General features: G+C 65.9%; 9 protein-coding genes. 3 read left to right on the top strand and 6 right to left on the bottom strand.

Annotation, left to right across the window (positions count from 1 at the left end):
- Nucleotides 1–109: 109 nt before the first annotated feature.
- From ACXJJ9_RS13620 to ACXJJ9_RS13595, 6 genes are all read right to left on the bottom strand, one after another.
- On the bottom strand, nt 110–466 hold the full coding sequence (locus tag ACXJJ9_RS13620; protein WP_457097689.1) for a hypothetical protein: 357 nt from the start codon (nt 464–466) through the stop codon (nt 110–112).
- A gap of 183 nt (nt 467–649) precedes the next feature.
- Complete coding sequence (locus ACXJJ9_RS13615; RefSeq protein ID WP_457097688.1) at nt 650–1009, bottom strand: hypothetical protein; 360 nt, start codon at nt 1007–1009, stop codon at nt 650–652.
- Nucleotides 1010–1234: 225 nt separating this feature from the next.
- A complete protein-coding gene (locus tag ACXJJ9_RS13610) occupies nt 1235–2410 on the bottom strand; it encodes a thiolase family protein (RefSeq protein WP_457097687.1) in 1176 nt (391 codons plus the stop codon).
- Nucleotides 2411–2613: 203 nt separating this feature from the next.
- Nucleotides 2614–3771 (bottom strand): isovaleryl-CoA dehydrogenase, encoded by a 1158-nt coding sequence (locus ACXJJ9_RS13605; protein ID WP_310052996.1) that lies wholly within the window; start codon nt 3769–3771, stop codon nt 2614–2616.
- 305 nt (nt 3772–4076) lie between these two features.
- Nucleotides 4077–5180, bottom strand: coding sequence for a Glu/Leu/Phe/Val dehydrogenase dimerization domain-containing protein (locus tag ACXJJ9_RS13600; RefSeq protein ID WP_457097686.1), 1104 nt, complete (start codon nt 5178–5180; stop codon nt 4077–4079).
- Nucleotides 5181–5408: 228 nt separating this feature from the next.
- Complete coding sequence (locus ACXJJ9_RS13595; RefSeq protein WP_457097685.1) at nt 5409–6674, bottom strand: 2OG-Fe(II) oxygenase; 1266 nt, start codon at nt 6672–6674, stop codon at nt 5409–5411.
- A gap of 280 nt (nt 6675–6954) precedes the next feature.
- On the opposite strand from ACXJJ9_RS13595, the gene ACXJJ9_RS13590 reads away from it, so the two are divergent.
- The 3 genes from ACXJJ9_RS13590 (at nt 6955) to ACXJJ9_RS13580 (ending at nt 13054) form a co-directional block, all read left to right on the top strand.
- Nucleotides 6955–10509 (top strand): methylmalonyl-CoA mutase family protein, encoded by a 3555-nt coding sequence (locus ACXJJ9_RS13590; RefSeq protein WP_457097684.1) that lies wholly within the window; start codon nt 6955–6957, stop codon nt 10507–10509.
- Nucleotides 10510–10726: 217 nt separating this feature from the next.
- The gene (gene asnB / locus ACXJJ9_RS13585) at nt 10727–12724 is read left to right on the top strand and encodes an asparagine synthase (glutamine-hydrolyzing) (protein WP_457097683.1); all 1998 of its coding nucleotides are present in this window, start codon (nt 10727–10729) and stop codon (nt 12722–12724) included.
- A gap of 81 nt (nt 12725–12805) precedes the next feature.
- On the top strand, nt 12806–13054 hold the full coding sequence (locus ACXJJ9_RS13580; protein WP_457097682.1) for an acyl carrier protein: 249 nt from the start codon (nt 12806–12808) through the stop codon (nt 13052–13054).
- Nucleotides 13055–13063 lie beyond the last annotated feature (9 nt).

Below are 13063 nucleotides of genomic sequence, written 5' to 3'. Positions count from 1 at the left end.
CGAGGGGAGTCACGCTCGACCCGAAGCTCCGCGGGAACGGCGGCCGGCGCGCGCAAAAAGAAGGCCCGCTTGCGCGGGCCTTCCGGGTATTGCAAGAGCAAGAAGTGGATTACTTCTTGACTTCTTCCTTAGCAGCGTCGGCCTTGTCAGCGACGTTCTGAGCAGCGTCGGCCGTGGCCTGGGCAGCGTCAGCAGCAGCGCCGGCGGTGGCGGCAGCGGCGTCGGTGGTGGCGGCAGCGGCAGCGTCGGTGGCCTGGGCAGCAGCGTCGGTGGTGGCGGTCGCGGCAGCGTCGGTAGCGGCGGTAGCGGCGTCGCCAGCGGCGGCAGCAGCGTCGGTGGCCGAAGCAGCAGCGTCGGTGGCCGAGGCTTCAGCCTGGGCAGCGTCAGCAGCGGCTTCGTTGGACTTGTTGCAGGCCGACAGGGCGAGGACCGCAGCGGCGAGGAGGACGTAAAGCTTGGTGTTCATGAATGTCTCCGAGGAGTTGTCTGAAAAAAACTATTTTTACCGTCAGGCAACGCCAGTGCGCGCAGCGACCCGGCAGAGTGCCGGCTTCCTATCGTTCACTGACCCACATGGAAAGGGCCGTCGGCTTGCCGGCGGCCCTTACCCTGTTCACTGTAACAGATTCAGCCTGTTAAGGAAGTACTGTTACTTCTTTTCTTCCGTCTTGGCCGCGTCCTTGGCAGCTTCCTTCGCCTGGTCGGCGGCGTCGGCAGCCTGGGCAGCGGTATCGGCAGCAGCGTCAGCAGCAGCCGGGGTGGCTGCGGTGGCAGCAGCGTCGGCCGAGGTGGCAGCAGCGTCGGCAGCCTGGGCGGCAGCGTCAGCAGCCTGCTGAGCGGCGTCGCCGGCAGCCTGGTCGGTGGTGGCAGCGGTGGTATCGGCAGCCTGCTGGGCCGCAGCGGCGTCAGCGGAGGCGTCGGCAGCAGCGTCTTCGGCCTGCTTCTGGTTCGAGCACGCGGCCAGAGCGAAGCCCAGAGCCAGGGCGATCAGCGCCTTATTGAAAGTCATGTTCGTTTCCTCGTCGTGGATGGGTCAACGCGCAGGGAGCGCGTCTATAACATGATGACAAGGCCATTACGCGTGTCAAGCGGGGTGGCCGTCTTTATTTCGTTATTACGTTGTTAGGCTACCAAGGGTTCAGGACACCGTCCCCGACCGGCTGCGTTTTTCACGGTACGTCTACGCGGCTGCATCGAATGCAGCCCGCCCAGCCAACCAGAAAGGCCCTCAAGGTCAGATGATTTCGATGGCCACCGCCGTGGCCTCGCCACCGCCGATGCAAAGCGAAGCCACCCCCCGCTTGCCGCCGCGCTGACGCAGCGCATTGATCAGCGTCACCACCAGGCGGGCGCCGCTGGAACCGATCGGGTGGCCCAGTGCGCAGGCGCCGCCGTTGACGTTGAGCTTTTCGTGAGCGATGCCGAGATCCTTCATCGGAGCCATGGGCACGCAGGCGAAGGCCTCGTTGATCTCGAACAGGTCCACGTCGGCAACGTCCCAGCCGGCCTTCTTCAGCACGTTGGCGATCGCGGTGACCGGGGCGGTGGTGAACCATTCCGGGGCCTGCGAATGGGTGGCGTGGGCGACGACGCGGGCCAGCGGCTTGAGGCCGCGCTTGGCGGCTTCGTCAGCGGACATCAGGACCGTGGCGGCGGCACCGTCGGAAATCTTCGAGGAAGAGGCGGCGGTCAACAGGCCGTCCTTGCCGAAGGCGGCGCGCAGCGAGGGGATCTTGGACGGGTCGATCTTGCCCGGCTCTTCATCGGTATCGATGAAGACCTCGCCCTTGCGGCCCTTTACCGTGACCGGGACGATCTCGTCCTTGAACGCACCATTGGCGATGGCGGCCTGGGCACGCTTCACGCTCTCTTCGGAATACGCATCCAGCGAGGCGCGATCGAAGCCGTACTTGTTGCACGCCATGTCGCCGAACACGCCCATCGCCTGCTTGTCATAGGGGCTGGTGAGGCCATCCCACGCCATGTGGTCGAGCATCTCGGCGCTGCCGTAGCGGGTGCCGGTGCGGGAGTTGTTGAGCAGGTGCGGGGCGTTGGTCATCGACTCCATGCCACCGGCGACAACGATGTTCGAAGAGCCTGCCTTGATCGCGTCATGCGCCTGCATGATCGCCTTCATGCCCGAGCCGCAGACCTTGTTGATGGTGGTGCACCCAGCCGAAGCGGGGAGGCCCGCGGCGAGCGAAGCTTGGCGAGCCGGAGCCTGGCCGAGGCCGGCTGGCAGCACGCAGCCCATGATCACTTCGTCCACCTGGTCCGCCGCAAGGCCGGCGTGTTCCAACGCCCCGATGATCGCGGCGGTACCGAGTGTCGGCGTGGGCACGCCGGTGAATTGACCAAGGAAGGAACCGATGGCGGTGCGCTTGGCACCGACGATCACGACGTCGCTCATGGGAACTCCGGATTGGGGGCCGGCGCGGGGGCCGGTATGGCCCGATTATGCGGCGATTTGTTGCACTGCCGCAAACCCATTGCGGGCGCTTGGGGCGCGCTGGCGCGGGTGCAGCGGGTATCGGCGTGGAATGGCGCGTTCCGCCGGTATCGGCAAAAGAAAAAGCCGCCATTCCCGGCGGCTTCTTTATCGAGGGGAGCGACTCAGCTCCGCCCGTCGAACAACTCGCGTCCGATCAGCATGCGCCGGATCTCGTTGGTGCCCGCGCCGATCGCATAGAGCTTGGCATCGCGCAGGATGCGGCCGGTGGCGAATTCATTGATGTAGCCGTTGCCGCCCAGCGCCTGGATGCCTTCCAGCGCAACCTGCACCGCGGCTTCGGACGCATGCAGCAGGCAGGAAGCGGCATCGATGCGGCTCTTGTGGCCGGCATCGTAGTCGCGGGCGACCTGGTAGGCGAACGCGCGCGAGGACTGCAGCGATGTGTACATGTCGGCGATCTTGCCCTGCATCAGGCCGAAGGTGCCGATGGCACGGTCGAACTGCCTGCGCTCACGCACATAGGGCAGGGCGAGGTCGAGCGCGGCCTGCATCAGGCCGAGCGGGCCACCGGTCAGCACGAGGCGTTCGGTGTTGAGGCCCGACATCAGGACCTTGACGCCGTTGTGGACTTCGCCGAGCACGTTCTCCTGCGGGATCTCGCAGTTCTCGAACACCAGCTCGCAGGTGTTGGAGCCACGCATGCCGAGCTTGTCGAGCTTCTGCGCGGTGGAGAAACCCGGCATGTCCTTCTCGACGATGAAGGCCGTCATGCACTTGCTGCCCGAATCCTTGCCGGCGGTGCGCATGTAGACGATCAGCACGTCGGCCTCGGGGCCGTTGGTGATCCACATCTTGTTGCCGTTGGCGACCCACACGCCGTCGCGCAGCTCGGCGCGGCAGGACATCGAACCGACCACGTCTGAACCCGCACCCGGCTCGCTCATCGCCAGCGCGCCCTTCCACTCGCCGCTGCACAGCTTGGGCAGGTACCTGGCGAGCTGTGCCTCGTTGCCATTGGCGCAGAGGTTGCTGACGCACAGGTTGGAGTGCGCGCCATACGACAGGCCGACCGAGCCCGACGCGCGCGAGATCTCTTCCATCGCGACCAGGTGGGCGAGGTAACCCAGGTCGCTGCCGCCGTACTCGCCCGGCACGGTCATGCCGAGCAGCCCCATCTCGCCCAGCTTCGGCCACAGGTCCTGCGGGAACCAGTTGTCGTGGTCGATCTGCGCCGCGCGCGGTGCGATCTCGGCGTCGGCGAAGCGGCGAACGGCATCGCGCAGGGCGTCGATTTCTTCACCGAGGGGGAACGGGCGCATGGCAGTCCTTGGAAGGAGGGTGGTGCAGCGCCGGAGCGCGCAACCTGTGACTCGAAGCCCAATATTGTATGCGGCGACGGGCACGCTGGCAGTCTGATCGCGAATGGAGTGGCGCCACAACGGAAAACGCCCGGACAAGCCGGGCGTTTTGTTCTAGCCAGTTTCCGCCAGTACCCAAAATCCAACCGGAGCCAAGCCCCCTTTAGTAAAAGGGGCGCCGCGACAGCGGCGGGGATTTGGCAGCGATGGCTGGGGCCCGAAGTTTGCAAAGCAAACTTTGGGGATTTCCAGTCGCAGACTGGAAATCAATGCCCGCCGCGAATACGCCCCTGGAAGCGCGGCTGCGCACGGCCCAGCGGCAGCTTCAGCTTGCCGATCGCGCTGATGCGCTCTTCGGCGAGGCGGTCGGCCGCGCGGTAGGTCGGGATCGCGTCGCGTTCGGCGATTTCATAGATGCGCGCGAGGTTGTGGTAGATCGTGCGCATCATGCGCATGGCGCGCTCGCGGTTGTAGCCGTCGAGTTCCAGCGCCACGTTCATCACGCCGCCCGCGTTCACCGCGTAGTCCGGTGCGTAGAGGATGCCGCGCTTGGCCACTTCGTCGCCGATGGCGTTGTTGGCCAGCTGGTTGTTGGCCGCGCCGCAGATGATCTTGGCCTTCAGGCGGGGCAGGGTCTGCTCGTTGACGGTGCCACCCAGCGCGCACGGCGAGTAGACATCGGCCGGCACGTCGTAGATCTCGTCCAGGCTGACGGCTTCCGCGCCGTACTCGGACACGGCCTTGTCGACCAGGCCCTTGTTGATGTCGGTGACGAAGATCTTGGCGCCGCGTTCCTTCAGCAGCTTCACGTATTCCATGCCGACGTGGCCGAGGCCCTGGACCGAATACGAGTACTTGCCGACTTCCTCGTCGCCGAAGCGCTTGTTGAGGGTGGCCATCAGGCCCTGCAGGGTGCCGTAGGCGGTGAACGGCGAGGGGTCGCCCGAACCGCCGTGGACCTGGTGTACGCCGGTGACGTACTCGGTCTCGCGGTACACATATTCCATGTCGTTGACGTCGATGCCGACGTCTTCGGCGGTGATGTAACGGCCGCCCAGTGCTTCAACGAACTGGCCGAATGCGCGGAACAGCGCTTCCGACTTGTCCGTGGCCGGGTCGCCGATGATCACCGCCTTGCCACCGCCGATGTTCAGGCCCGCGACCGCGTTCTTGTAGGTCATGCCGCGCGACAGGCGCAGCACGTCGTTGAGCGCGTCGGCTTCGGTCTTGTACGGCCACATGCGCGTGCCGCCCAATGCGGGGCCCAGCACGGTGTTATGGATGGCGATGATGGCCTTCAGGCCCGCATCCTTGTTGTGGCAGAACACGACCTGCTCGTGGCCGAAGGTGTCGAGAGTTTCAAAAATCATCGGATGCTCCGGTCGAACATCGATATGCGCGTGGCACATGACGTCAACAAGGTGATGTAAGTCATTGAATGGGCGGGAAACTGCGGTCTGAGTTCGGTCGAAGCCGATTCCGCAGGCGGCGTAGTCTAATCCAATCCCCGTAAACGGGCCCGTACCGGAAACGGCGGAAGCTACCGAGGAAATCGATACGCAGGCGTACGCCCGGGGCTGGCGGACCTACGTGGCGACTCAATAGGCGCGGTACCGGCCCTGTCGGATCCACAGCGTCGCCAGCCACTTTTCGCCCTGCAGCACGGGCAGTCCGGCGTGCAGGGAATCCACGTCCGGGCGGCCATCGGCATGCAGGTTGTCGAAGATCACCGCGCGCCCCGCCTTCGGCGCCACCGTCACGCCGGAAACCGGGAACTCGGTTTCGCCGCCGGCAGCCACCTCGTTGAGATACACGCAGATCGTGCGCAGGCGATTTCCGGCCTCCGGGTGGTCGCGCTCGATCGATCCCGGCGGGCGATAGTCGCGATGCGGCCGGTATTCCTGGCCGGGGCGGTAACGCAGGATCGTCAGGTGTTCCGCATTGGCCAGGGGCAGGCCGGCCGCCGTCGCCATGCGTGCCTGCACCAGACGCAGTGACAGGTCTTCGAGGATGGGATCGAAGCTGGCGTCCTCGCTGGTGCGCAGCTCCATCTTCAGGGGCAGGCCGGTTTCCGGATCCACGGTCTGCGACCGCTGCAGGCGGGGCTCCGCGCTGGCCATCAGCAGGCGGCACTCGTCCGCCGACAGCAGGTGATCGATGGTCAGGACACGAGGTCGCGACGACTGTTCCTGCGCGGGTACCGGCCGCAGTACCTCGTCCAGAGCGAGCGCGGCCGCGGGCAGGCTGCGCTCGGGGGGCGCAACGTCGATGGCCGGGAGCGGGCCGATGCCAATGCGCGCGAGTTGCGCGGCGATGTCATCGGCGGCCTGCGGTTGTGGCGGACAGCCTTCTCCCCGCATCAGCCGCTCCGCCAGCAGGCGTGCGGCAACGGCATCGCCGCGAACCGCCGCACGTTCCAGCAATTGCAGGCAGCGGGTCTGGTCGGCGGCGTTCGCCCTGCGTCCGAAATGGATGGCCGCCGCACGCAGGGCGGGCGGGTATTCGGCGCGGATGGCCGCCAGCAGGCGGTCGTTGAACGCATCCTCGCCATGGCGACCCTGGCCGAACTGCATCAGCACCAGCAGATAGCTGGCAACCACATTGCCCGCGGCCTCCGCCCGCAACAGCCATTCGCGGGCTTGCACGGGGTCCGGATCGGAGGCGATGCCGTACATCAGCATCCGCGCGTATTCGACCTGCGAATTACCCAGCCCCGCCTCGGCGGCGCGTCGATGCAGGGCCTGCGCCTCTTCGAGCTCGTGCTGCACGACCAGGGCATTGGCCAGCTGGTACAGCGCCTGGGGCGCTCCGCTTTCGGCCTCTCGCCGCAATTCCGCGAGTGCCGGGTCTGTGTCGTTTCTCATTCGAATCGGCGGTGCCGGGAAGTAGGCAAGGAGTGTAGCCCGCGCGCCCGATTGTCGGTGCGCGGAAGTCGGTGCGCGGAAGTCGGTGCGCGGAAATCGGTGCGCGGAAGTCGGTGCGCGGAAGTCGGTGCGCGGAGGGGATCCCGCGCCGCATGTCACCTGCCGTGCGGCCACGCAGTCACGGATCTCCGTGCAAGGCCGCGTTCCAATCGGGGGAAAGGCCGCCCTGCGCGAGCGCGGTACAATGCGGATTCGATCGTTTCCGTACTGAGCGCGTCACATGAGCACCCCCGCCAGCAACCTCCCCGAAGCCCAAGCCCCCGCTGCCGATGAGAGCCGCACCCCGCTGCGCTTCGTCACCGCCGCCAGCCTGTTCGACGGCCACGACGCCGCGATCAACATCATGCGCAGGCTGATCCAGGGGCAGGGCGCCGAAGTGGTGCACCTGGGCCACAACCGCAGCGTCGAGGACGTGGTCCGCGCCGCGCTGCAGGAAGACGCCGACGGCATCGCGCTCTCCAGCTACCAGGGCGGCCATGTCGAGTACTTCAAGTACATGGTCGACATGCTCAAGGAACGCGGCGCCAGCCACATCCGCGTGTTCGGCGGCGGCGGCGGCACCATCACCCCGGAAGAAATCCGCGAGCTGCAGGCCTACGGCGTCGAGCGCATCTACCACCCCAACGACGGCATGCACATGGGCCTGGTGGCGATGATCGAAGACGTGGTGCGCCGCGCCGAAGCCGCGCGCCTGCCGGTCGACAAGCCGCACAAGGTCGCCTTCGACAACGAGATCGAGATCGGCCGCATGCTCTCGGCCATCGAGGAGAGCGCGCTGGACGAAGCTGAGCTCGCCCACCTGCGCAAGGAATGGCAGCTCGCCGGCGGCAAGACCCCGGTGATCGGCATCACCGGCACAGGCGGCGCCGGCAAGTCCTCGGTCACCGACGAACTGCTCAACCGGTTCCTCGCCAGCTTCCCCGACATGCGCATGGCGGTGATCTCGGTCGACCCGACCCGTCGCCGCACCGGCGGCGCGCTGCTCGGCGACCGCATCCGCATGAACTCGCTGCGCTCCAACCGCGTCTTCATGCGCTCGATGGCGACCCGCCGCCAGCACATGGCGACGAATATCGTCCTCAAGGACTGCATCAGCTTCCTCAAGTCGCTGGGCTACGACCTGGTCATCGTCGAGACCGCCGGCATCGGCCAGAGCGACTCGGAGATCGTCGATCTCGTCGACTTCCCGATGTACGTGATGACCTCGGACTTCGGCGCGCCCAGCCAGCTCGAGAAGATCGACATGCTCGACTACGCCGAGCTCGTCGTCCTCAACAAGTTCGACAAGCGCGGCGCCGAAGACGCCCTGCGCGACGTGCGCAAGCAGTGGAAGCGCAACCGCGTGGCGTTTGCGACCAAGGACGAGGACGTCCCGGTCTATCCGACCATCGCGTCCCAGTTCAACGACCCCGGCATCAGCTGGATGTTCGCCAACCTGTGCCGCCTGCTGCGCACCAAGCTCGCGCTGCCGGAAGCCAGGTGGACCCCGGACCTCGACACCTCGCTGAAGGAACCGCGCGCCACCGTGCTGATCCCCGGCGCACGCGTGCGTTACCTCGCCGAGATCGCCGAGCAGGGCCGCGGCATCAACAGCAAGATTGAAAGCCAGGCCGAAGTCGCCGACCGCGCGCAGTCGTACTGGCAGTCGCTGCATGACCTGGGCGACGCCAGACTGCCCAAGGCGCTCGATCTCTACGCCGCCGCCGATGTCGCGCCGTCGTCGCACCGTGCCGTGTCGCCGGACGCCGTCGAAGTGGACAGCCCGTCGCCTGCCGTTCCGGTGACCAGCGAAGATCTCGCAATGGCGCACGGGGAAGCCCCGGACCGTACGTTGCTGACGCTGCGCCAGCGCTACAACGACGCGGTGCAGTCGCTGACCTCCGAAGCCCTCAAGCTCCTGCGCGACTGGCCGGCGCGCCTCAAGTCGATCACCGACGAATTCACCGAGTACAAGGTCCGCGACAAGACCATTCGTGTCGAGAACTACCGCGAGTCGCTGAGCCACCAGAAGATCCCGAAGATCGCCGCGCCCACCTACAAGAGCTGGGGCGAGCTGCTGGTGTTCCTGCAGAAGGAAAACCTGCCGGGCTACTACCCGTACACCGGCGGCGTGTATCCGTACCGCCGCACCGGCGAAGACCCGATCCGCATGTTCGCGGGCGAGGGCACGCCCGAGCGCACCAACCGCCGCTTCCATTACCTCTCCGTCGGCCAGCCGGCCGCGCGCCTGTCCACGGCCTTCGACAGCGTCACCCTGTACGGCGAAGACCCGGCCGTGCGCCCGGACATCTACGGCAAGATCGGCAACTCCGGCGTCAACATCGCCACCCTGGACGACATGAAGAAGCTGTACTCCGGCTTCGATCTGTGCGCGCCCAGCACCTCGGTGTCGATGACCATCAACGGCCCGGCGCCGATCATCCTGGCGATGTTCATGAACACCGCCATCGACCAGCAGGTCGAGAAGTACCTGCGCGAGGACAACGCGCGCTGGGACGCGGCGCACGACAAGATCGAGAAGATGTTCGAAGGCCGCCAGCGTCCGCAGTACAGCGGCATGCTGCCCGAGACCAACGACGGCCTCGGCCTGGGCCTGCTTGGCGTCACCGGCGATCAGATCGTCGAGCCGGAGGTCTACGAGAAGATCCGCGCCCACACCCTCGCCACCGTGCGCGGCACCGTGCAGGCCGACATCCTCAAGGAAGACCAGGCCCAGAACACCTGCATCTTCAGCACCGAGTTCGCCCTGCGCATGATGGGCGACATCCAGCAGTACTTCGTCGACCGCAACGTCCGCAACTTCTACTCGGTGTCGATCTCGGGCTACCACATCGCCGAAGCCGGCGCGAACCCGATCAGCCAGCTCGCCTTCACCCTGAGCAACGGCTTCACCATCGTCGAGTACTACCTCGCGCGCGGGATGAAGATCGACGACTTCGCGCCCAACCTGTCGTTCTTCTTCAGCAACGGCATGGATCCCGAGTACACCGTCATCGGCCGCGTCGCCCGCCGCATCTGGGCCCGCGCGATGCGTGAGCGCTACGGCGCAAGCGCCCGCAGCCAGATGATGAAGTACCACATCCAGACCAGCGGCCGCTCCCTGCACGCGCAGGAGATCCAGTTCAACGACATCCGCACCACGCTGCAGGCCCTGTACGCGCTGTTCGACAACTGCAACAGCCTGCACACCAACGCCTACGACGAAGCCATCACCACGCCGACCGAAGAAAGCGTGCGCCGCGCCGTGGCGATCCAGATGATCATCAACAAGGAACTGGGCCTCAACTTCAACGAGAACCCCTGGCAGGGCAGCTTCATCGTCGACAAGCTCACCGACATCGTCGAGGAAGCCGTCTACAAGGAGTTCGAGGCCATCAGCGAGCGCGGCGGCGTGCTCGGCGCCATGGACACCATGTACCAGCGCGGCAAGATCCAGGAAGAGAGCCTGTACTACGAGCACAAGAAGCACGACGGCTCGCTGCCGCTGATCGGCGTGAATACCTTCCTGCCCAAGGACCACGGCGGCGACATCGTCACGGAGATCGAACTGATCCGCTCGACAGAAGGCGAGAAGGGCCAGCAGATCGAGAACGTCGCCGGCTACCAGCGCAACCGCAACGGTTATGCAGGCGAGGGGCTCAAGGGGCTGCAGGCCACGGCGCGCGAGCGCAGGAATGTGTTTGCCAGCCTGATGGAGGCGGTGAAGACGCATTCGCTCGGGCAGATCAGCCACGCGCTGTACGACGTGGGCGGCGAGTACCGCCGCAACATGTAAGTTCCAAGCTGCTGCCGCATCCAAACGAAGCCCGCACACGCGGGCTTCGTCGTTTCCCGGGACTAGTCCGATCTCCCGGATCCAACTCCCTCCTACGCGCAGCGGGGGAGGGTCGGGGTGGGGGCGGCCGATCGCTTGGATCAGACGCACTTGGCCGGATCGCCAAGCGCCACGCGTAGGACCATAAGTAACCCACGACATCACGAGCCGAGCTCCCGTGTGCGGCATTGCAGGTTTCAGCGGTCCCGGGGCCATGCCCGACCAGGCCCGGCCGGTCCTGGAACGCATGATCCATACCCTCGAGCACCGCGGTCCGGACGGCTATGGCTTCCACGCCGAACCAGGCGTGGGGTTGGCGCACGCGCGCCTGTCGATCATTGACCTGGCGACCGGCGACCAGCCCATCCACAACGAACGCCAGACCGTCTGGACGGTGTTCAACGGCGAGATCTTCAATTACGTCGAACTGCGCGAAGCCCTGGAGGCGGCCGGCCACCGCTTCTACACGCGCTCGGACACCGAAGTCATCGTTCATCTCTACGATCGCTACGGCGATCACTTCGTCGATCATCTCAACGGCCAGTTCGCGATCGCCCTGTGGGATCGCGAACGCCAGCGCCTGGTCCTGGCTCGTGACCGGACGGGCATCCGCCCGCTGTTCCATGCACGGAGCGCCGGCCGCGTCTGGTTCGCGTCCGAAGTGAAAGCCCTGCACGCGGTGCTGCCGGACACCGCCACTCTTTCTCCATTGGGGTTGGTGCAGGCGCTCACCTACTGGTCGATTCCCGATCCGGACACGGTCTACGAGGGGGTGAGCAGCCTGCCGCCAGGCTGCCTGCTCAGCATCGAGCGCGACGGCCGCGAAAACCTGACCCGCTTCTGGGACTGGACGTTTCCCCGGGCCGAGGAAACCTCTCCGGCCCGGGTCTACCGCGATGTCGACCAGGCCGCCGCGGACCTGCGCGCGCTCCTGGTCGACGCGGTGCGCCTGCAGCTCCGCGCCGACGTGCCGGTGGGCGCCTACCTCAGTGGAGGCTTGGATTCCTCCGGCATCGTCGCCTTGATCCGCGGCTTCACGGATACCCCGGTGCGCACGTTTTCGGTTGCCTTCGAGGACGGCGAGTTCGACGAGAGCGTCCACCAGGCAGCCATGGTCAGGCACCTGGGCACCGACCACACCACGCTCCGCTGCGGCCGCCGCGACATCGGCGAGGCCTTCCCCCGTCTGCTCAGGCACGTCGAAACGCCGATCCTGCGCACCGCGCCGGCGCCCTTGATGCTCCTCGCCGAAAGCGTGCACCGGCATGGGTACAAGGTCGTACTGACCGGCGAAGGCGCGGACGAGGTGTTCGGCGGCTACGATCTGTTCAAGGAGGCCAAGGTACGGCGCTTCTGGGCGCGCCAACCGCACTCAAAGGTACGCCCCTTGCTACTCGGCCGCCTCTACGGCTACCTGAACAACTCGCCTGTCAGCCAATCCGGCTTCGCCCAGTCTTTCTTCGGCCGGGGGATGGAGCATCTCGGGCGCCCGATCTTTGCCCACGTGCCGCGCTGGAGCACTTCGATGCGCGCAATGGCAATGCTGTCGCCGGAACTGCGCGCCAGCGTCGGCCCGTGGGATCCCCTGTCCGCCTATGAGCAGACCCTGCCCGCGGACATCATGGAATGGAGCCCACTGGCCCGCGACCAGTACGTCGAGGCGAAGTCCCTGTTGGCGGGCTACCTGCTGTCGGCGCAGGGCGATCGGGTCTCGATGGCGCATTCGGTCGAAGGCCGTTACCCGTACCTGGATCATCGCCTCATCGAGTTCGCCAGCCGCCTTCCCCCGAGCTTCAAGGTCCGCGGGATGACCGAAAAGTACCTGCTGCGGCGGGCGCTGTCGGGGTTGTTGCCAGACGACATCCTGCGGCGGACCAAACAGCCATATCGCGCACCCGACAGCCAGAGCTTCTTCTTCGATGGAAAGCCGCTCGACTACGTGGCCGACCTCATGAGCGCCGACCGGATACGTTCGGCAGGCTATTTCGACCCGACGGCGGTGGGCCGTCTGTTCGAAAAGTGCCGGAACGGCGGCGCCACCAGCTTTGCCGACAATCAGGCGTTCGTTGGCGTCCTCTCGACCATGCTGGTCCATCATGAATGCGCGAAATGGCGCTCTGCCCGCGCGCCCAACCCACCGGACCTGACCGCTACGCGTACCGGTAAGCGTTATTAAGCCTAGAGGACACGGAGCAGTCAGCGACCGGCCCTGGCGTCCACGGGCATGCATCCGTGCATAAAGAACAGCGAGCATCGAATGGAACGGCGCGGACAGATCAAGCAGTTCGTACTGCAGAACTTTCTTTTTTCAGACAACGACGCCGCCATCGGCGACGAAGATCCGCTCATCCGGGGCGGCGTGGTCGACTCGATTGGAATCCACGAGCTGATCGTATTCCTGGAACGCAACTTCAAGATTTCCGTGTCGCCGGAGGAAATGACGCCGGCGATCTTCGACTCGATCCGGTCGGTCGATGAATTCGTCACGCGCAAGCTCGAAGCCTGAGGCCTTCGG

It is taken from the genome of Lysobacter sp. P5_B9 (assembly GCF_054049835.1).
Note: the sequence above shows the minus strand (reverse complement) of the source record. Positions and strands in the feature narration are given on the sequence as shown.

Bases quoted from the DNA above. Each gene is read 5' to 3' on its own strand.
- ACXJJ9_RS13590 (WP_457097684.1), top strand. From the start codon at position 6,955: ATGAGCACCCCCGCCAGCAACCTCCCCGAAGCCCAAGCCCCCGCTGCC.
- ACXJJ9_RS13610 (WP_457097687.1), bottom strand. From the start codon at position 2,410: ATGAGCGACGTCGTGATCGTCGGTGCCAAGCGCACCGCCATCGGTTCC.
- ACXJJ9_RS13600 (WP_457097686.1), bottom strand. From the start codon at position 5,180: ATGATTTTTGAAACTCTCGACACCTTCGGCCACGAGCAGGTCGTGTTC.
- ACXJJ9_RS13620 (WP_457097689.1), bottom strand. From the start codon at position 466: ATGAACACCAAGCTTTACGTCCTCCTCGCCGCTGCGGTCCTCGCCCTG.
- ACXJJ9_RS13605 (WP_310052996.1), bottom strand. From the start codon at position 3,771: ATGCGCCCGTTCCCCCTCGGTGAAGAAATCGACGCCCTGCGCGATGCC.
- ACXJJ9_RS13595 (WP_457097685.1), bottom strand. From the start codon at position 6,674: ATGAGAAACGACACAGACCCGGCACTCGCGGAATTGCGGCGAGAGGCC.
- ACXJJ9_RS13580 (WP_457097682.1), top strand. From the start codon at position 12,806: ATGGAACGGCGCGGACAGATCAAGCAGTTCGTACTGCAGAACTTTCTT.
- ACXJJ9_RS13615 (WP_457097688.1), bottom strand. From the start codon at position 1,009: ATGACTTTCAATAAGGCGCTGATCGCCCTGGCTCTGGGCTTCGCTCTG.